General features: G+C 73.8%; 15 protein-coding genes and 1 tRNA gene. 7 read left to right on the forward strand and 9 right to left on the reverse strand.

Features of this window, described 5'->3' with window-relative positions; all coding sequences use genetic code 11:
* The 6 genes from E8D37_RS08220 to E8D37_RS08245 form a co-directional block, all read right to left on the reverse strand.
* Entirely contained in the window at positions 1-717 is a 717-nt protein-coding gene (locus E8D37_RS08220) for a 4-carboxy-4-hydroxy-2-oxoadipate aldolase/oxaloacetate decarboxylase (RefSeq protein WP_136569289.1), read from the reverse strand.
* Entirely contained in the window at positions 717-1610 is an 894-nt protein-coding gene (locus E8D37_RS08225) for an ABC transporter ATP-binding protein (protein ID WP_136569290.1), read from the reverse strand. Before E8D37_RS08225 ends, E8D37_RS08220 begins: the two co-directional genes overlap by 1 nt.
* A 1-nt stretch (position 1611) precedes the next feature.
* Positions 1612-2397, reverse strand: a complete 786-nt coding sequence (locus E8D37_RS08230; protein ID WP_136569291.1) for an ABC transporter permease — start codon at positions 2395-2397, stop codon at positions 1612-1614.
* Positions 2394-3224: an ABC transporter permease subunit gene (locus E8D37_RS08235; RefSeq protein WP_206055650.1), complete on the reverse strand. Its 831-nt coding sequence runs from the start codon at positions 3222-3224 to the stop codon at positions 2394-2396. The genes E8D37_RS08230 and E8D37_RS08235 overlap by 4 nt, the downstream gene beginning before the upstream one ends.
* Positions 3225-3344: 120 nt before the next feature.
* Positions 3345-4325 (reverse strand): ABC transporter substrate-binding protein, encoded by a 981-nt coding sequence (locus tag E8D37_RS08240; protein WP_136569292.1) that lies wholly within the window; start codon positions 4323-4325, stop codon positions 3345-3347.
* A 176-nt stretch (positions 4326-4501) separates the two neighbouring features.
* Positions 4502-5158, reverse strand: a complete 657-nt coding sequence (locus tag E8D37_RS08245; protein ID WP_136569293.1) for a GntR family transcriptional regulator — start codon at positions 5156-5158, stop codon at positions 4502-4504.
* A 115-nt stretch (positions 5159-5273) separates the two neighbouring features.
* Here E8D37_RS08245 and E8D37_RS08250 point away from each other — a divergent pair, with 115 nt between their 5' ends.
* The 3 genes from E8D37_RS08250 to E8D37_RS08260 all read left to right on the forward strand — a co-directional run bounded on the left by E8D37_RS08250 (position 5274) and on the right by E8D37_RS08260 (position 8949).
* A complete protein-coding gene (locus E8D37_RS08250) occupies positions 5274-6170 on the forward strand; it encodes a DUF1932 domain-containing protein (protein WP_136569294.1) in 897 nt (298 codons plus the stop codon).
* Positions 6167-7186, forward strand: a complete 1020-nt coding sequence (locus E8D37_RS08255; protein WP_136569295.1) for an amidohydrolase family protein — start codon at positions 6167-6169, stop codon at positions 7184-7186. The genes E8D37_RS08250 and E8D37_RS08255 overlap by 4 nt, the downstream gene beginning before the upstream one ends.
* Before the next feature lie 353 nt (positions 7187-7539).
* Entirely contained in the window at positions 7540-8949 is a 1410-nt protein-coding gene (locus E8D37_RS08260; protein WP_136569296.1) for an alpha/beta hydrolase-fold protein, read from the forward strand.
* A gap of 79 nt (positions 8950-9028) precedes the next feature.
* Here the strand turns inward: E8D37_RS08260 and E8D37_RS08265 are convergent, their stop codons facing one another.
* A complete protein-coding gene (locus E8D37_RS08265) occupies positions 9029-9946 on the reverse strand; it encodes a LysR family transcriptional regulator (RefSeq protein WP_136569297.1) in 918 nt (305 codons plus the stop codon).
* A gap of 595 nt (positions 9947-10541) precedes the next feature.
* On the reverse strand, positions 10542-11648 hold the full coding sequence (locus tag E8D37_RS08270) for a putative sulfate exporter family transporter (protein WP_240770278.1): 1107 nt from the start codon (positions 11646-11648) through the stop codon (positions 10542-10544).
* Positions 11649-11876: 228 nt separating this feature from the next.
* Here E8D37_RS08270 and E8D37_RS08275 point away from each other — a divergent pair, with 228 nt between their 5' ends.
* Both E8D37_RS08275 and E8D37_RS08280 read left to right on the forward strand, forming a co-directional pair.
* A complete protein-coding gene (locus E8D37_RS08275; protein WP_168929680.1) occupies positions 11877-13607 on the forward strand; it encodes an alpha/beta-hydrolase family protein in 1731 nt (576 codons plus the stop codon).
* A gap of 123 nt (positions 13608-13730) precedes the next feature.
* Positions 13731-15050 (forward strand): tryptophan 7-halogenase, encoded by a 1320-nt coding sequence (locus tag E8D37_RS08280; RefSeq protein WP_136569299.1) that lies wholly within the window; start codon positions 13731-13733, stop codon positions 15048-15050.
* A gap of 222 nt (positions 15051-15272) precedes the next feature.
* Here the strand turns inward: E8D37_RS08280 and E8D37_RS08285 are convergent.
* Positions 15273-15345 (reverse strand) — tRNA-Arg (locus E8D37_RS08285).
* A 453-nt stretch (positions 15346-15798) separates the two neighbouring features.
* Here E8D37_RS08285 and E8D37_RS08290 point away from each other — a divergent pair.
* Both E8D37_RS08290 and E8D37_RS08295 read left to right on the forward strand, forming a co-directional pair.
* The gene (locus E8D37_RS08290) at positions 15799-17667 is read left to right on the forward strand and encodes a phosphoenolpyruvate carboxykinase (GTP) (protein WP_136569300.1); all 1869 of its coding nucleotides are present in this window, start codon (positions 15799-15801) and stop codon (positions 17665-17667) included.
* 288 nt (positions 17668-17955) lie between these two features.
* On the forward strand, positions 17956-18975 hold the full coding sequence (locus E8D37_RS08295) for a LuxR family transcriptional regulator (protein ID WP_136569301.1): 1020 nt from the start codon (positions 17956-17958) through the stop codon (positions 18973-18975).
* Positions 18976-19153: the final 178 nt, after the last annotated feature.

The following is a 19153-nucleotide window of genomic DNA, read 5'->3' on the forward strand; positions in this document are numbered from 1 at the left end:
TCAGCCGTCCGACCGGACCGCGTCGCGGTCGAGCTCGTCCCACCGGCGGTAGGAGACGCCGAGGTCGGCCAGGACGGCGCGCAGGCCGTACCGGTCCAGGCCCAGCTGGCCCTCGAGGAAGGCGGCGCGGGTGGCGGCCTCCTTGGCCTCCCGGGCCTCGCAGCCCAGCAACGCCTCGTCCACCCGACCGCGCGGCACCACGACCACGCCGTCGTCGTCCGCGACCACCACGTCGCCGGCCTCGACGACCTGGCCGGAGATCACGACGGGCAGGTTCACGTTGCCGGCGGTGGCCTTGACGCTGCCCTGCACCGAGACGTGCCGCGACCAGGCGCCGAAGCCCATCTCGCGCAGGGTGGCGGTGTCGCGCACGGCCGCGTCGCAGACCACCGCACGCGCACCGCGGTGCTGCAGGGCGGTGGCGAACAGGTCGCCGAACACGCCCCACGTGGACGGGCCGGCCATCGCGACGACGAGGACGTCGCCCTCGCCGCACTGCTCGACGGCCGCGTGGATCATCAGGTTGTCGCCGGGCCAGCAGAGGGCGGTGACGGCGCGACCGGCGACGGCCATCCCCTGCTGGATCGGGCGGAGGTCGGGGCCCAGGCTGCCGGTGCGACCCAGCGCCTCGTGCACCGTCGCGGTGCCGTACCCCTCGAGCCGGCGGACCTTCGCGGGGTCGGGCCGCGGGACGTCGGTGACGACGAGCCTGCGCATCAGACGGCCTCGCCGTCCGGCCGGTAGCCCTTCTTGGCCTTCTGCACCAGCTCGTAGACGTGGTGGCGCAGCTCGGCGAACCGGGCCGTGGAGCGGGTCTCCAGCTGGTCGCGCACGTCCGGGAGGTCGACGGTGACGTCCTCCAGGATCACGGTCGGGCGGTTGGAGAGGACCAGGACGCGCTGGCCGAGGTAGACGGCCTCCTCGATGTCGTGCGTGACGAAGAGGACGGTGACGCCGAGGCGGTGCCACAGGGTGCGCACGAGGTCCTCGAGGTCGGCGCGGGTCTGGGCGTCGACGGCGGCGAACGGCTCGTCCATGAGCAGGACGCTGGGCTCGTAGGCGACGGCGCGGGCGATCGCCACGCGCTGCTGCATGCCGCCGGAGAGCTGCCAGGGATGGGCGTCGCCGCTGTCGGCCAGGCCCACCGCCTCGAGGGCGGCCTCCACCTTCTCGCGGCGCTCGGCCTTCTTCAGGCCCTTCTCCTTCAGCGGCAGCTCGACGTTCTGGCGGACCGTGAGCCACGGGAAGAGGCTGCGGCCGTACTCCTGGAAGACCACGGCCATGCCGGCCGGCGGTCCGGTCACGCGGGCGCCGTCGAGGACGACCTCGCCCGAGGTGAGCGGGAGCAGACCCGCGATGCCGCGCAGGAGCGTGGTCTTGCCGGCGCCCGAGGGCCCGACGATGCAGACGAGCTCGCCGCGGGCCACCGAGAACGTGAGGTCGCGGACGGCCTCGACCTGGCGACCGGCGCCCTCGTAGATCTTCTTGAGTGCGCGGACGTCCAGGGCGACGTCGCTGCTCGGGGTGCTCACGTGGTCTCCCGGGGTGGTGGAGGGACGGGTCCGGTCGGCGGGCGCCGTGCGCCGCGTCGTGGGGAAGAGGGACGTCATGTCAGGCTCCTCGGTCGGCCTGCCGCAGACCGCGGTACCAGGCGAGGCTGTAGTGCTCGACGACGCGGAACAGCACCGAGAGGGCGAACCCGATGAGGCCGAGCAGGATGATGCCGGTCCACATCTGCGGGACCGCGAACGCGCGTTGGAACTGGACGATGGAGGCGCCGAGGCCGCGGTTGGCCCCGAACAGCTCGCTGATCACCATGAGGATCACGCCGATCGACAGGGCCTGGCGGGCGCCGGCGGCGACCTGCGGGCTGGAGCCGCGCAGCACCACCTGGAACAGGTGGGTCCGGCGGCGGAGCCGGTAGGAGCGCGAGGTGTCGACGAGGACCTCGTCGAGGCCGCGGACGCCCTCGACGGCGTTGAGCAGGATCGGCCAGAGGCAGCCCAGCGCGATGGTGACGATCTTCGACGTCCACCCGGTGTAGCCGGCGAAGAGGGCGATGATCGGCACGAGGACCGGCGGCGGGATGGCGCGGAAGAACTCCAGCGTCGGCTCCAGGAAGGCCCGGAGCGTCGGGTTGAGGCCGATGGCGGAGCCGAGGGCGACGCCCGCGACGAGCGCGATCGAGTAGCCGATGGCCAGGCGCGCGAGGCTCGGGAGGACGTCGTTGACCAGCCGCTCGGCGTCCCACGTCTCGGGGAAGACCTCCACGATCCGCGAGAGCGGCGGCCAGAAGAAGCTGGTGCTGCCCGCGCTCGCGAACCACCACACCGCCACGAGGACGACGGGCAGGGCGAGGGCGAGGACGAGCTGGGTCAGTGCCTTGCGGACGGTCACGGGAGCTCCCGGCGGATCGAGGGGTGCCAGCGCAGGACGCGCCGCTCCACCTGGCGGGCGAGGACGTTGACGGCCACCCCGATGACGCCGACCACGACGACGAGCGCGTAGGTGGTGGCGACCGCGCCGGAGGACTGGGAGACGCCGATCCGCTGGCCCAGGCCCGGGACACCGATCACGAGCTCGGCGGTGATCTCGAGGATGAGCGCGACGGCGGCCGCCAGCCGGAAGCCGGTGACGACATAGGGCAGCGCCGTGGGCCAGACGACCTGACGCAGGACGGTCAGCCGGCTGAACCGGTAGGAGCGCGCGGTGTCGCGCACGACCGGGTCCACGTCGGCGACGCCGTAGAGGACCTGGACGAGGACCTGCCAGAACGAGGCGTAGACGACGAGGATCAGCGCCGACTGCGGCTGCGAGCCGTAGACGAGGACGACGAGCGGGATCAGCGCCACGGACGGGATCGGCCGGAGGAACTCCACGGTGGAGGCCGTCAGCGCCCGCAGCAGCGGCACGCTGCCGATGAGCACGCCGGCGGCGACCCCGGCGGCCATCGCGACCGCGAGGCCGATCGCCCAGCCGCGCAGGGTCTGGCCGAAGGCGGTCCAGAACTCCGGCTCGGTGACGAGGCGGCCCAGCGCCGCGCCGATGTCCGTCGAGCTGGGCAGGTACGTGGGGTCCGCGACGCCGAGCGCCGGGAGGATCTGGAGGACCACGACGACGCAGAGGAGGCCGAGGCCTCCCAGGGCGACGTCGCGGGTGCGTCCCGACAGCACCGGGCGTCTCGGGGACGCGACGGCACCGGCGGGAGCGGTGGTGGTGGCCACGATCAGGGGTTCCCTCTCGGGTCGCGGGCGGTGGGTCGGGCGGTGGGTCGGGCGGGACGCCGGGCGGGGCGGGCCCTGCCGAGGCAGGACCCGCCCGTCGGACGTGCGGGCCCCCCGGGGTCAGGGCAGGAGCGCGGAGACGTCCGGCGTCGAGTCGACGATCCCGTCGGTGACCATGAGGTCGGCCAGCGAGCTGACGGCGTCCGTCGGGACGTCCGACGACCAGCGCGGCAGGACGACGTTCGCCTGCACGTCGGCGTCCAGGTCGGTGTAGGTCGACAGGATGTCGCGCACCTCGTCGGGGTGGTCCGCGGCGTAGTCGAGCGACTTGTTCATGGCGCTGGTGAACGCCGCGACCGTGTCGGGGTCGGAGTCGGCGTAGTCCGCCGAGGTGAAGTACATGCCCACCTCGAGGTCGGGGTCGGCGGCCGCGTAGTTGGAGACCACCTGGGTGTCGCCGCCGCCCGTCGCGATGGTGAGGAAGGGCTCGACGAGCTGGCCGGCGTCCACGTCGCCGCTGGCCACCGCCGGGGCGATGTCCGGGAAGCCGAGCTCGACGTACTCGATGGTCGACGGGTCGCCGCCGGCGGCACGGACGGCCGCGTTGATGGTCACCGTGTTGATGTTGTTGAGCGTGTTGACGGCGATCTTCTTGCCGGCCAGGTCGGCCGGGGAGCTGATGTCGCTGCCCGCGGGCACCACGACGGCCCCGAAGTCGGCGCCCTCCTCGCCGGTGCTCTGCACGCCGGCGGTGACGGCCTTGAGGCTCAGGCCCTGGGAGCCGGCCAGCAGCAGCGAGACGGTGTTGGAGAAGCCGAACTGGTACTGGCCGCTCACGACGCCCGGCACGATCGCGGCGCCGCCGTCCGCGGTCTGGAGGTCGAGGTCCAGGCCCTCGTCGGAGAAGAAGCCCTGGTCGATGCCCAGGTAGATGGGGGCCACGTCGATGATCGGGATGATGCCGACGCTGACGGTGGTGGTGCCGTCAGCGGAGTCCGAGCCGTCGTCACTGCCACCGCAGGCCGCCAGGCCGAGCGGGAGCACCAGGGCTGCCGCGGCGAGCAGGCTGCGGCGGCGCAGACCGGCGTGGATGGGGTGCATGTCGTCTCCTCGTTGATGCGACGCGAGACCGCGACGGGCGCGGACGCCGGGGGTCGCTCCGGCGTGTGACGCACACTACACACGATTGTGAACAATCGGAAGAACAATCTTGGGGACAAAAAATCCGGCCCGCTGGAGCGGGCCGGATCGGGTGGAGCGGGGTGCCGACGGGGACGTCAGTCCGTCTGCTGGAGGGCGCGGATGACGCTGGCGACGTGCTCTCGGACGGCCGCCTCGGCGGCCGCCGGGTCCCCGGCGCAGACGGCCTCGATGATGGCGAGGTGCTCCGGGAGCGAGACCTGCGGGCGCCCCGGGCGCAGGGCCAGGCGGAACTGGTGCCGGACGTTGCGGGCCAGCAGCCTGCCCAGCACCTCCTCCGCGACGTCCTGGCGCCCCATCACGCGGATCTTGTCGTGCAGCCGCACGTTGAGGCCGGAGTAGACCATGATCTCGCCGCCGGCGACGGCGGCCTGCATGGCCGCCCCGATCTCTCGGAGCTCGGCCACGTCCTCGGGCGTCGCGTTCTGCGCGGCCTTGGCGCCGACGAGGCCCTCCACGACCATCCGCACCTCGGTGATCGCGACCGCCTCCTCGACGCTCACGACCCGGACGCGGGCGCCGCGGTTGGCGATCCGCTCGACGAGGCCCTCGTGCTCGAGCTGCTGGAGCGCGTTGCGCACCGCGCCCCGACTGGCCTGGTAGGACTCCGACAGGTCCGCCTCGACGAGCCGCTGCCCCGGCGCGAACTCGCCGGAGACGATGTCCTCCCGGATGCGGTCGGCGGTGGGCTCGGCGCCGACCTTGGGGGCCAGGGGTGCGGTGCTCGCGGCCATGGTGACTCCTTCTCGCCAGGACCGAACGACGGCTCCCGCCGCCGGCCCGCGATGTGTACTCTGCGCATCCTAACGATCGGCAGACAATTTTGTTCACAATCCACGGAGGTGCGGGATGACCCACGTTCTCCTCGTCGGCCTCGGCGAGGTCGGACGGGTGCTGACCGAGGATCTCACGTCCGCCGGGCACGCGGTGGCCGCGCACGACGTCGGTTTCCCCGACGCCGCGTCGCGGGCTTCGGCGAACGCCCGTGCCCTGAGCCTGCCGACCGACGTCGCCCTCGCCGAGCAGGTGCCGGCCGCCGACGTCGTGGTCTCGGCCGTCACCCCGTCGTCCTGCGTCGAGGTGGCCCGGGCCGTCGCCCCGCACCTGCGGGCCCGCACGTGGTTCCTGGACCTGAGCTCGGCCTCCCCGGGCCACAAGCGCGAGGCCGCGGGCCTCGTCGAGGACGCCGGCGGGCGCTACGTCGAGGTCGCGCTCATGTCGGCCGTCAGCCCTCGCCGGCTGGGCTCGCCGTTCCTGCTCGGCGGACCGCACGCGGAGGACGCCCTGGGCCTCGCCGCCGGCCTGGGGATGACCGGTGCGGGCCTCGCCGACGGGCCGCTCGGCACCGCCGCCGCCACGAAGCTGTGCAGGTCGGTGGTGGTGAAGGGGATGGAGGCGGTCTTCACCGAGGCCCTGCTCACCGCCCGTCGCCTGGGGGTCGAGGACGCCGTCCTCGCCTCGCTCACCAACATGCTGCCCGAGGGCGACTGGGAGGCGCTGGCGGGCTACTTCGTCGAGCGGTCGCTGCGCCACGGCACCCGCCGGTCCGAGGAGATGCGCGAGGCCGCCCACACCGTCGCCGGGGCCGGCCTCGAGCCCTGGATGTCCCGGGCCTGCGTCGAGCGCCAGGCCTGGGCCGGCGGGCGCGTCCCGGCCGAGCCGGGCGAGCCGCTCCTGGCCCTGCTGGACAGGGTCCTCACCGACGTCCCCGCACCCCCGTCCTCACCCCTGGAGGAGCACGCATGATCATCGACTGCCACGGCCACCACACCACCGCTCCCGCGGCCCACACCGCGTGGCGCACGGCCCAGCTCGAGGCGCACGCCGCCGGCCGCCCGGCGCCCGCGTACCCCACGATCAGCGACGACGAGCTGCGCGAGGGGATCGAGGGCGCCCAGCTGCGGCTCCAGCGCGAGCGCGGCGCCGACGTCACGATCTTCTCCCCGCGCGCCTCCGCCATGGGCCACCACGCGGGCGACCTGGCCACCAGCACCGCCTGGGCCCGCGCGTGCAACGACCTCGTCGCGCGCGTCGTGGAGCTGTACCCCGAGAACTTCGCCGCCGGGTGCCAGCTCCCCCAGGCGGCCGGCGAGCCGCTGGACGCCGCGATCGCCGAGCTGCGTCGTTGCGTGGAGGAGCTCGGCTTCGTCGGCCTCAACCTCAACCCCGACCCCAGCGGGGGTCACTACACCTCCCCGCCGCTGACCGACCCGTACTGGTTCGGCCTCTACGAGGTGATGTGCGAGCTCGACGTGCCCGCGATGGTGCACGTCTCGGCGTCCTGCAACCCGGCGTTCCACGCGACCGGCGGTCACTACCTGGCGGCGGACACCACCGCGTTCATGCAGCTGCTCGAGGGCGACCTGTTCTCACGCTTCCCGGACCTGCGGCTGGTGATCCCGCACGGAGGCGGCGCGGTGCCCTACCACTGGGGCCGCTACCGCGGCCTGGCCGACATGCTCGGGCGGCCGCCGCTCGACCAGCACCTCATGGGCAACGTCTTCTTCGACACCTGCGTCTACCACCAGCCCGGCATCGACCTGCTGCTCTCGGTCATCGACACCCCGAACGTGCTGTTCGGCTCCGAGATGGTCGGCGCGGTGCGCGGCATCGACCCGACGACCGGCTTCCACTTCGACGACACGAGGCGGTACGTGGACGCCGCGGACGTGACCCCGGCGCAGCGGGCGGCCGTGTACGAGGGCAACGCCCGGCGGGTCTACCCGCGGCTCGACGCACGGCTGGTCGCCCAGGGGCGCTGACCGGCGCTGACCGGCGCTGACCGGCGCTGACCGGTGCTGATCGGCGCCGATCGGCGGGCCGCGAGGAATCCTGCGCAGCGATTCTGTGCAAGTCCGGGCATTTGTCCGGCGCTCCTTGCCCCGGCGTTTCGGACTGTGCTCAGATCTGGCCACACCGGCCCGCGCCGCTGCACCCGAGTCGCCCCGAAGCCTCCTGTGACGGCCCCGCGGACCGCCACGCCGAGCCGTCCGCCGCGCCGCGCCCCACCGGGGCGGCGCCGGTGGCCCCTGCCGTCGACGCGTGGACCCCCGGGGTGCGAGACCCGCACCGGGATCCGGGACCAGCACCCACCCGTCCAGCCAGGAGTCTCGTCATGCCCTTGTCCCGCAGAGAGGCCGCGCGCTCGGTCGCGCTCGCCGTGGGGGCGACCGCCGCCCTCGGCGCCCTCGAAGCCCCGTCCACCGCTGCGTCCGCGGCCGCGAAGAAGCCGACGCCCAAGGCGGGCAAGTACGGGCCGCTGGTCCGCCACACCGGCCGCGGCCCGACCGGCTACCAGGTCACCTTCCGCTACCACGCCCCGTCGGCGACCCGCGTCCAGCTCAAGGGCGAGTGGTACTTCCAGGACCCGCTGAAGCTGTCGCCGCGCCTGTACTCCCCCGACCACGCGGTGGAGTCCGACGGGCTGGTGCCCGAGGACTGGTACGCCGGCTGCATCCCCATGTCCCACCCCAACTCCACCAACCCGTGGTGGCCGGTGGTCGACATGGTGAAGGGCCGCGACGGGACGTGGACGACGACCGTCCCGCTGCCCGGCGGCGTCTACACCTACGGCTTCTTCGTGGACGGCGACGCCGACTACGCCTCGACCACGGGCCAGCTGCCCGACCCCGCCAACCCCGCGTGGAACGTGCACAAGGGCGTCGTGGACGGGCGCGCCGTCGACCGCAGCCAGGTCTACGTGCCGTCCGACCCCGACTTCGACCCGGTCGACATGGCCTGGCAGGGGCCGACCACCGGGACGCCCGGCGCGCTGCGCTACGTCACCTACGACTCCCCGGACCACCTCGACCCGGTGGGCCAGAACTTCTTCGTCGTCTACACGCCGCCGGGCTACGACCGGAAGCGCTCCGAGCCCTACCCGACCTTCTACCTCAGCCACGGTGGCGGCGAGGACGAGATGGGCTGGACGACCCAGGGCAACATGCAGAACATCCTCGACAACCTCATCAACGAGGGCCTGATCGAGCCGATGCTCGTCGTCATGCCGAACGGCAACGGCTACGCGGCCTCCGACACCAACGAGGACTACCGGGTCGACCTGCGCGAGCGGGTCATCCCGTGGATGGAGGCGCACTACCACGTCTCCCCGGACCCGCTGCGGCGCGCGTTCTCCGGCCTCTCCGCGGGCGGCATGCGGACCGCCTACCTGCTCGTCGGGGACACCGACCTGTTCGGCTACTACGGGATCATGTCGGCGGGCCTGCCCCCGGGCACGGTGATCACCGACGAGATGGTGGCCGAGCTGGTCGACAAGCAGGTCTACGTGGGCTCCGGCTGGTCCGACCCGATCGATCCCGGGTTCACGCTGCCGACCACCGGCCGCGCCATCCACCGGGGTCCGTTCCGGGCCGTCCGCGACCTCACCGACGCCGGCGTGCACGTCACCTCGTGCTTCATCGACGGCACGCACGAGTGGCACGTGTGGCGGCTCATGCTGCGCGACTTCCTCACCCGGTGCGCGTTCCTGCCGCAGACCTCTGCTCCGGAGAGCTGGGGCGCCTGAGCGGCTGCACCTGCTTCATCTGCTTCACCCGCTTCACCCGCGTCCCGCCGGGACGTCATACGGAGGGACGTCCGTCCCCTCAGACGGATGACGTCCCGGCGGCCGCGGCCACCTCGACCAGCTCGCGGGCCAGGGGGGTGCAGCCGGATGTCGGCCAGACGGCCGTGAGGGGCCGCTCGGTGAGCAGTCCGGGGACCCGGACCTCGCCGAGCGCCCCCGTGGCCAGGTCGCCGGCCGCGGCCCGGGCCGAGACCACGCCGATCCCGCCCCCGGCGCGGGCGGTGGCGAGGATCGTGGCCGTCGAGCCGAGCGCGTCGGCGTGCGGCAGGGCCGGCGGCTCGCCGAGGAGCTGGGTCAGCGCCTGGAGGAACGTCTCCCGGGTGCCCGAGCCGGTCTCGCGCAGCAGCAGCGGCAGCCCCACGAGGTCGGCGCCGCTCACCTCCGCCCCCGCGGCGACCGGCCCGTCGTGGCCGACCACGAGGACGAGCCGGTCGTGGCCCACCACGGTGCGCTCCAGGCCGTCCGGCACGAGGGGCGACTCGACGAACCCGACATCCGCCTGCCCCGCCGCGACCTGGGCGGCGACGGCGCGGCTGTTCTCCACGGCGGCGACCACCTCGACGTCCGGGTGCCTGCGGCGGAGGGCGAGCAGCCACCCGGGGAGCAGGTACTCCGCGACCGTGAGCGACGCCGCCACCCGCACGCGCGCCTCGGCGTGACCGCGCAGGCTCTCGACGCCGTCGGTGAGCTCGCGGGCGGCGTTGACGACCGCCGTGGCCCAGGCGAGCACCGCCTCGCCGGCCGGCGTGAGGCTGCTGCCGCGGGAGGTCCGGTCGAGGACCTGGACGCCGAGCTGGCGCTCGAGCCGTGCCAGTCGGGTGCTGGCGCTCGGCTGGCTGAGCCCGTGCGCCGCCGCGGCACGGCTCACGCTGCCCAGCTCGGCCACCGAGAGGAGGAGGTCGAGCGAGACGAGGTCGGGCGTCCACGGGCGCAGCACGGGTCCAGCCTCTCAGGTGACGGGGTGGCGCGGCGGCTGCTGCGGCGTTCTGGTGGGTGGCACGCCGATGTGCCCCACGAGGGCTCCGCGCCACCCACCGGCACCGCCGCGTTCGGTCCTCGTCACCACGAGGACCCAACGCCTCCCAGCGTCCACCCTCCCTCGCAACCTCCCAGGTCAGAGCGCTGTCCCAGCAACCCTGCCGGCGTTCGGTCCTCGTCGGCACGAGGACCCAACGCCACCCGCCAGCCGACCCGCCACCATGCCCGCCAGCGGACCCGCCACCGTGCCCGACAGCCGGCCCGCAGCGTTCGGTCCTCGTCACCACGAGGACTCAGCGCCACGCACCGGCCCCGCCGCGTTGGGTCCTCGCCGCCACAAGGACCGAACGCCACCCAGCGTCCGCCCACCTACACAACTGCCCAGGTCAGCCGCCTGCCCCAGCCGACCCCGCCGCGTTCGGTCCTCGTCACTACGAGGACCGAACGCCACCCACCGACCCCGCCGCGTTCGGTCCTCGTGACCACGAGGACCGAACGCCCCACAGCCGCCCGCAGCCCACACCGGCCCCGCAGCCCTGCAGAGGACACACGACTCAGCTCACGAGCAGCACGAGCCCCAGGCTGGAGACGGTGACGACGAGCCACAGCACGAAGCCCATCGCGAGGGGGCGCCATCCGGCGCGGCGGAGTCCGGCGACGTCGGTGGAGAGACCGATCGCGGCGAGGGCGACGGTGATGAGGAAGACCGAGAGGTGGGCGAGGGCGGTCCGGGCGTCGTCCGGGATGCTCACGACGCTGCTCACGCCCGCCAGCACCAGGAAGCCGACGAAGAACCACGGGACGCGCGGCACCCGGCCAGCAGCCCCCACACCATCAGCCCCGACACCAGCCCCACCGCGCCGATCACGCCGACGCACCACCGCACCGAGGACCAGGACGATCGGGATGATCGACAGGGTCCGCACGAGCTTCACGACGACCGCCTGCGTGCCGGCCTCGTGCCCGTACGTCGAGCCGGCGGCGACCACCGAGGAGGTGTCGTTGACGGCGGTCCCGGCGAGGAGCGCGAACTGGTCCTGGCTGAGCCCGAGCAGGTGCCCGACCGGCGGCAGCAGCAGCACGGCCACCACGTTGAACAGGAAGATCGTGGAGAGGGCGTAGGCGACGGCGTGGCCGCGGGCGCGGACCACGGGGCTGACGGCGGCGATCGCGGAGGCCCCGCACACGGCGGTGCCGACGCCCACGAGGACGGCGAGGTCCGACTCCACCCGCAGCCACCGGGCCAGCAGCGCCGCGGTGGTCAGGCAGATCGCCAGCGTCCCGAGCATGACCGGCAGGCTGCTCAGCCCGACCGACGCCACCTCGCCCAGCGACATCTGGGTCCCGAGCACAACCACCGCCAGCTGCAGGACCGTCGACGCGCTGAAGGCCAGGCCCGGACGCAGCGCCTGCCGTCGTCCGAGCCGCCCGCTGAGCAGGACGCCGAGGACGATCGCGGCCACGGGGGCGCCGAGCACCGGCAGCGCCAGCCCGATCGGCGTGGCCACGGCGGCGACGGCCACCGCGACGGCGACGCCCGGCCACCGCCGGTCCCCTGGCACGCTCACCGCCGCGCGCGCAGCAGCCCCGCCGGGGCCTGGCTGCGCGGGGGCGGTGGCGGTCGGGGACAGCGGGGCGGTCGGAGCGGTCGGGGGCGTCACCCGTCCAGCGTGGCCGCACGGACGCACGGCCGGAACCCGCGACCTCGCTACCTCCGCCATAGTCGCTGTCTATGGCGGAGCGGCGGCGCCCGCACACGCAGCGCCGGTGTGAGAAGAACGACGCCTCCCCGCGTCCAGCGTGAAAGGTCGTGCCACCACCCGCAGGACCCCCCTCACGCCGGTGTGGACCGGGCTGCGCGCCTTTACCTCCGGTGCCACCATGCGCCGGTGAACCACCCTGAGAGCCCTGCCGAGACACCGGACCACGCCGAGGGCGGGCGAGGGGGACGAGTCCTCGCCCGCGTGCGCGCCCGCCTGCTCGGCGTCCGCGTCGGCCTCGGCCCGACCGTCGGGGCGCTGGTCCTGCTGTGGCTCTCGCTCACGCCGTCGCTGCTCCCGCTGGGCCCGGTGTTCCAGGGCCTCGTGTCGGCCGTCTGCGCGTTCCTCGGCTACGGCCTCGGCGCGCTGGTGGCCTGGCTGCTGGCGGGCTGGGAGCGCGCGTCCGCCCCCCGCACCCGGGCGCTGGCGTGGCGCTGGGTCGCCGGCGTCGGCACCGTCGGGACGCTCGTCGCGCTCGTGCTCGGGCACCGGTGGGACGACCAGGTCCGCGACGCCGTCGGCGTCGAGCGCGACGCGGTCTGGGACGACGTCCTCCAGGTGCTCGTCACGGCCGTCGTCCTGCTGCTGCTCGTGGCGATCGCCCGCGGCCTGCGCGCCGCCGGTTCCTGGACGTCGCGGCAGGTCGGCCGCGTGCTGCCGCGCCGGGTCTCGCTGGTGGTGGGCGGCCTCCTCGTCGCGTGGGTCGCCTCGAGCCTGGCCACGGGCGTGCTGGGCGGGGCGGTGGTCGACGCGCTCGACCAGACCTTCGCGGGCATCAACGACGACTACACCGACGACGTCGACGCCCCCACGAGCTCCGCCCTCTCCGGCAGCCCGGACTCGCTGGTGTCCTGGGCGGACCTGGGCCGCCAGGGCCGCGTCTTCGTCACCAACGCCCCCACCCCGGAACAGATCAGTGCCTTCACCGGCGAGGACGCCGTGCAGCCGGTGCGCGCCTACGTGGGCTCGACCGCGGGCAGCGGGGAGGCCGACCTGGCCGCCGAGGCCGACGAGGCCGTCGCCGAGCTCGAGCGGGCGGGCGGCTTCGACCGCGCTGTCCTCAACGTGGCCACCGGCACCGGGCGCGGCTGGGTCAACGAGAACTCCGTGCGTGCCCTGGAGCTGATGTGGGGCGGGGACACCGCCACGGTCAGCATCCAGTACTCCTACCTGCCCAGCTGGATGTCGTTCCTCGTCGACCAGCAGCGGGCGCAGGACGCCGGACGCCTGCTGTTCGACGCCGTGTACGCGCACTGGCTGGAGCTGCCGAAGAAGCAGCGCCCGCTCCTCGTGGTGAGCGGCGAGAGCCTCGGCTCGTTCGGCGGCGAGGCCGCGTTCAGCGGGTCCCAGGACCTCGCGAACCGCACCGACGGCGCCCTCTTCGTCGGGCCGACGGCGAACAACCGGCTGTGGAGCCGCTTCACCACCGAGCGGGACGCCGGCACGCCCGAGGTGCTGCCCACGTACGAGGGCGGGCAGACCGTCCGGTTCGCCGACCAGGACACGGACTGGGGGACCCTCGGCGAGTGGGACGGCACGCGCGTCGGCTACCTCCAGCACGCCAACGACCCGGTGACCTGGTGGGACTGGTCGCTGGCGACGGAGAAGCCCGACTGGCTCAGCGAGCCGCGCGGCCGGGACGTCTCGACGTCCCTGCACTGGCTGCCGGTCGTCACCATGCTCCAGGTCGCCGCCGACCAGATGGTCGCCAACGACGTGCCCGCCGGTCAGGGCCACCAGTTCGGCCAGGAGCCGGTGCGGGCGTGGGCGCAGATCCTCCCGCCGGACGGCTGGACGTCGGCCGACACCGAGCGGCTGGTCGACGCCGTCGCCGCCCTGGAGCCGGACATCCTCAGCTGACCCGCTCCGCGGGGGCAGCGTCGCCGGGACGAAGGACGCCCACCGCCCCAGGCCCGGCCTAGAGTCTGCCGACGCCCGGCCGGGCCCCCGACCGGGCGCCCGCCGTCCCCGCGGAGGTGGCAGATGCGTGTCCTGGTGGCCGGAGCCGGCCCGACCGGCCTCATGGTGGGCGCCTCGCTGGCGCGGCAGCGGCACGACGTCCTGCTCGTGGACCGCGACGCCGGGCCCGCACCCGACGGCTCCTGGACCCGCACCGGGGTGATGCAGTTCGAGCACACGCACGCGTTCCGGCCGCACGTGCGCGAGCTCCTCGCCGCCCGGTGGCCCGAGGCGGACGCCGCGTGGGAGGCGGCCGGCGCCGAGCCGGCCCCCCTCGAGATCCCCGGGGTCGGCACCGTCTCCACGGGCACGCGCTCGCAGCGCAGCACCTTCGAGCGCGCGCTGCACGAGACCGCGCGCACGCAGCCGGGGCTGACGCTGCGCCGCGCCCACGTCGACGGGCTCTGGAGCGAGGGCGGGCGGGTCGTGGGCCTGCGCGTCGAGGGCGAGGACGTCGCGGGCGACCTGGTCGTCGACGCCACCGGCCGGTCGGGCGGGCTGGCCCCCGAGCCGATCGACCACCCCGACGCGCTGCGCAGCGAGTGCGGCATCGCCTACGTCAACCGGCTCTACCGGCGGCGGCCGGGCACCGGGCCGGCGCCCCGCGTCGACGGCGTGGCCTGGGGGGCGATGCTCGACGGCTACATGGGGCTGGTCTTCCCGCACGAGCACGGCACGTTCTCCGTCCTGCTGATCCGCCGCACCGACGACGCCGCCCTGCGCGACCTGCGGCACGAGCCGGCGTTCGAGGCCGCCTGCGCCGCGGTCCCGGGTATCGCCGCGTGGACCGACCCGCGCGTCGCCGAGCCGCTCGGCCCGGTGCTGGTCGGCGGCGCGCTGCGCAACGTGTACCGCCCGCAGGCGGGGCTCCCCGGGCTGGTAGCGGTGGGCGACGCCGTCGCCACCACCACGCCGACCGCGGGCCGGGGCGTCGGGATGTGCGCGCTCCAGGTGGGGCACCTGCTCGACCTCCTGGACGCCGGCACCGACCCCGCCGAGGTCTGGGCCCCCTTCGAGCAGTGGGCCCTGACCGCGATGCGGCCGTGGGTGGTGGACCACGTCGAGTGCGACGACGACCTCGCCGAGCGCTGGGCCGGGGTCGACCTGGACGTCGAGGCGACCCTCGTCTCGAGCCGGATCTGCGACGCCGGCGCCCAGGACCCCCGCATCCTGCAGGGCGCGACGGGCTACCTGGGCATGCGGGCGCTCCCCGAGTCGCTGCGCGCGGTCGAGCCGCTCGCCCGCGACGTCTACCGCACCGGCTGGCGGCCGCTCCTCGACCCGGGCCCGTCGCACGACGACCTCGTCGGGATCGTCCAGCGGGCGCTGGTCGGCACCGCCTGAGCCGCCTACGGCAGCGCTCGGCGGATCTCGCGCAGCGGCTCGCCGGCGGCGTGGTGACGGCCCGCCTCCCGGGGAGGCGAAGAGCTCTGTCATGTCACTTTGTCCTTTATTAAAGGACAAAGTGCAGCCGAACCGAGGCGAGCGCCTGCGCACCGACGGAGCGCACACTCCCGGGAACGCAGAAGGGCCCGGTCCTGCTGGACCGGGCCCTTCCGAGTGCTGCGCGCCTGTAGGGATTCGAACCCCAAACCTTCTGATCCGTAGTCAGATGCTCTATCCGTTGAGCTACAGGCGCCCGCCGCACCGCTTGCGCCGTGCGACTGGTCAACGATAGCGCTCCCGACGCCCCAGACCGAAATCGCGCCCTCCGGCCCGGCCCCCAGGGCGCCTCGAGGGGTCGTCCAGCCGCGTCCCGGAGGCACCGCGCGACGTCCTGCACCCTCGACCCGCAGCCCCACGTCGTGAGAGCGTGACCGGGCAGGTTCCGGGCGCTCCCACACCCCGGTGCGGGCAGGTGACCAGGCACAACGCAACCGTTCTCGGCAATGTGAAGTGGGTCTCCACCTTGGGATCGATCTAATAGTCGGACGTCGATGTCCGCAGTATGGTCGCCTCATCCCGGACGGGGTCTCACGCAGACGCCGTCCGGGTCGTTCGTTCCCGCGCCGAGAGAGACGCGCGAGCCGGTCCGCGACCGGTGGGGCCCGAACGGACATCCCGGCACCCGCGAGAGGCGAGATCCAGGCACATGACGGCGATCCTCGAGACCGAGACCCACCACGACCAGGGCGCTACCCCGCTGGAGCTGGCGGCACCCACGACCCACCGCGGCATCCTCGACTTCGTCGCCCAGGTGGCGTCGCTGACGCAGCCCGACGAGATCCACTGGTGCACCGGCTCGGACGAGGAGTGGGCCGAGCTCACGGACTTCCTCGTCTCGACGGGCACGTTCACCCGACTGAACCCCGAGCGGATGCCGAACAGCTTCCACGCGGCGTCCGACCCGATCGACGTCGCCCGGGTGGAGGACCGCACCTACATCTGCTCGCTCGCCGAGCGCGACGCCGGCCCCACCAACAACTGGATGGCGCCGGCGGAGATGAAGCGGCGCATGCGCGGGCTCTACGAGGGCTCGATGCGCGGCCGCACGATGTACGTCATCCCGTTCGTCATGGGCCACCTGGACGCCGAGCGCCCGATGTTCGGCGTCGAGGTCACCGACTCCGCCTACGTCACCGTCTCGATGCGGGTCATGTCGCGGATGGGCACCGAGGTCCTGCGCCGGATGGAGGAGCTCGAGGCCGACTTCGTCCAGGCCGTCCACTCCGTCGGCCACCCCCTCGCCCCCGGCGAGCCGGACGTCGCCTGGCCCTGCAACGAGATCAAGTACATCTCCCAGTTCCCCGAGGAGCGCGCGATCTGGTCCTTCGGCTCGGGCTACGGCGGCAACGCGCTGCTCGGCAAGAAGTGCTACGCCCTGCGCATCGCCTCGGCCATGGCCCGCGACGAGGGCTGGCTGGCCGAGCACATGCTCATCCTCAAGCTCACCAGCCCCGCCGGCTCGGTGAAGTACGTGGCCGCGGCCTTCCCCAGCGCCTGCGGCAAGACCAACCTCGCCATGCTCGAGCCGACCATCCCCGGGTGGAAGGTCGAGACCCTCGGCGACGACATCGCCTGGATGCGCGTGGGCGAGGACGGCCGCCTCTGGGCCGTGAACCCCGAGAACGGCTTCTTCGGCGTCGCGCCGGGCACCAACTGGCACACCAACCCGAACGCGATGCGCACCATCGCCAAGGGCGGCTCGGTCTTCACCAACGTGGCCCTCACCGACGACGGCGACGTGTGGTGGGAGGGCCTGGAGAACCCGCCGGCCCACGCCACCTCCTGGAAGGGCGAGGAGTGGACGCCGGAGAGCGGGGAGCTCTCCAGCCACGCCAACAGCCGCTACTGCACGCCCATCCGGCAGTGCGACATCCTCGCCCCCGAGTTCGACGACCCGCGGGGGGTGCCGATCGACGCGATCCTCTTCGGCGGACGCCGCCGCACGACCGTCCCGCTGGTCTTCGAGTCCCGCGACTGGAACCACGGCACCTTCCTCGGCGCCACCCTCTCCTCGGAGACGACGGCGGCGGCCACCGGCGCCGTCGGCGTGGTGCGCCGCGACCCGATGGCCATGCTGCCCTTCATCGGCTACAACGCCGGCGACTACTTCGGCCACTGGGTCGACATGGGCAAGAGCGGCGACGCCGCCCGCATGCCGCGGATCTTCTACGTCAACTGGTTCCGCCGCGCCCGCCTCGAGGACGGCAGCGAGGGCGGCTTCCTCTGGCCCGGCTTCGGCGAGAACTCCCGCGTCCTCAAGTGGGTCGTGGAGCGCATCGACGGGGAGGCCGCCGCCGTCGAGACCCCGATCGGCCACGTGCCCACGCCGGAGTCGCTCGACACCGACGGGCTCGACATGACCGCCGCCGAGCTCGAGGCCGCCCTGGCCGTCGACGTCGACGAGTGGCGCGCGGAGCTCCCGGGCCTCACGGAGTGGTTCGAGGGCTTCGGGGACGACCTGCCGACCGTCCTGTGGAACGAGCTGGACTCGCTCCGCAGCCGCCTGGAGGGCTGAGCCGCCCGCCAGGCACCGCTGAGGCCCCCGACGAGCCTCCCCCCACCGCGACCCCGGTCGGCAACGGCGCCGACCGGGGTCGCGTGCATCCCGGGTCCTCCCGCCAGGTAGCGCTCCGTCCCGCCCCGTCCCACTCCGTCCCGCTCCGTCCCGCTCCGTCCCAGTCCGTCGGTCGACACGGTGTGCACGCGTGCGTGGACGCCTCGTGGGGTATCCGACGGCTGTGGAACGATGCGGGAGCACGACCGTGACGCACGGCCGTGGCGGGACTCGCAGGAGGGAGCGGCGGTGAACGGCTTCGGTCCGGAGCAGCGCGCGCTGTTCGAGAAGGCGGCGGTGCCGCTCTACGAGGACGTGCTGGCCGCCGGCGGGATGGCCGCGGACGACGTCCGCGTCGCCGAGGGGGCCGCCGAGCGCCCCGCCTTCGAGCTGCTCGTCGAGCTCGGTCTGCTCCAGCTCGACGAGGCGGGCGAGCGCTGGCGACCGGAGGACCCCTCCACCGTCCAGTCCCGCGTCGTCGCCCCCATGAACCAGGAGTCGACCCGCCTGCTGCAGGAGTCGACGGAGTGGGCCCGCGCGTTCACCGGGATCGGCCAGGCCTGGCGCCGCACCCCGCACGCGGAGGGCCCCGGGCCGTTCACCTACCTGCGCGACGGCGCGATCGGCCGCTTCCTCACCGGCCTGGTGGCCGACGCCGAGACCGAGATCCTCACCGCCCAGCCGCAGGCGGGCCGCGACGCGCAGACCCTCGCCGCGGCCGTGCTGCGCGACACCGCCGCCCTCGAGCGGGGCGTCTCGCTGCGCACGCTCTACCAGCACTCCGCCCGCCGCTCCGTGGTCACCGCGCAGTACGTGCAGGAGGTCTCGGCCCGCGGCGCGCAGGTGCGCACGCTGGACGAGTTCTTCAACCGGATGATCGTCGCCGACCGGCGCATCGCGGTGATCCCGGGCGCCGAGGACCTGCGGGTCGCGGTCGCGGTGCGCGAGCCGTCGGTGGTGGCCTACCTCGTGGACGTGTTCGAGCGCTCGTGGGAGCGCGGGCGGCCGTTCGCGAACAAGGAGACCGGCACCATGCGCACGATCGCCGGCGAGCAGCGGGCGATGACGATCCGGATGCTCATCGAGGGGCACGCCGACCCCGCGGCCGCCAAGCGGGTCGGGGTCAGCCCCCGGACGTACGCGGGCTACGTGGCCGACCTCAAGACCGAGTTCGAGGCCGAGACCCGGTTCCAGCTCGGCTGGACCATGGGCCGACTCGGTCTCACCGGCGGGGACGACGACCCGGACCCCGACGCCTCCGACCAGTGAGCCGCCCGGCCGCAGCAGCGCGGCCGGCGTCCCCCTGACGTCCTCGGGCGAAGGCGAGCTCGGACAAAAATGTGCTCAGGCGCCGGACGGACAGCCGGCGCCTGAGCGGGGGGTTGTTCCGGGGACCGGTCCACACCCGAGAGGGGGACCGGACTCCGGCACGTCTTCAGTTGGTCAG

It is taken from the genome of Nocardioides sp. GY 10127, assembly GCF_004919085.1.
Lineage (GTDB): Bacteria > Actinomycetota > Actinomycetes > Propionibacteriales > Nocardioidaceae > Nocardioides.

What these genes read in the sequence shown, in the direction of transcription:
- E8D37_RS08220 (WP_136569289.1), bottom strand. Translation starts at nt 717, where the DNA reads ATGCGCAGGCTCGTCGTCACCGACGTCCCGCGGCCCGACCCCGCGAAG.
- E8D37_RS08255 (WP_136569295.1), top strand. Translation starts at nt 6,167, where the DNA reads ATGATCATCGACTGCCACGGCCACCACACCACCGCTCCCGCGGCCCAC.
- E8D37_RS08290 (WP_136569300.1), top strand. Translation starts at nt 15,799, where the DNA reads ATGACGGCGATCCTCGAGACCGAGACCCACCACGACCAGGGCGCTACC.
- E8D37_RS08260 (WP_136569296.1), top strand. Translation starts at nt 7,540, where the DNA reads ATGCCCTTGTCCCGCAGAGAGGCCGCGCGCTCGGTCGCGCTCGCCGTG.
- E8D37_RS08240 (WP_136569292.1), bottom strand. Translation starts at nt 4,325, where the DNA reads ATGCACCCCATCCACGCCGGTCTGCGCCGCCGCAGCCTGCTCGCCGCG.
- E8D37_RS08225 (WP_136569290.1), bottom strand. Translation starts at nt 1,610, where the DNA reads ATGACGTCCCTCTTCCCCACGACGCGGCGCACGGCGCCCGCCGACCGG.
- E8D37_RS08245 (WP_136569293.1), bottom strand. Translation starts at nt 5,158, where the DNA reads ATGGCCGCGAGCACCGCACCCCTGGCCCCCAAGGTCGGCGCCGAGCCC.
- E8D37_RS08280 (WP_136569299.1), top strand. Translation starts at nt 13,731, where the DNA reads ATGCGTGTCCTGGTGGCCGGAGCCGGCCCGACCGGCCTCATGGTGGGC.
- E8D37_RS08250 (WP_136569294.1), top strand. Translation starts at nt 5,274, where the DNA reads ATGACCCACGTTCTCCTCGTCGGCCTCGGCGAGGTCGGACGGGTGCTG.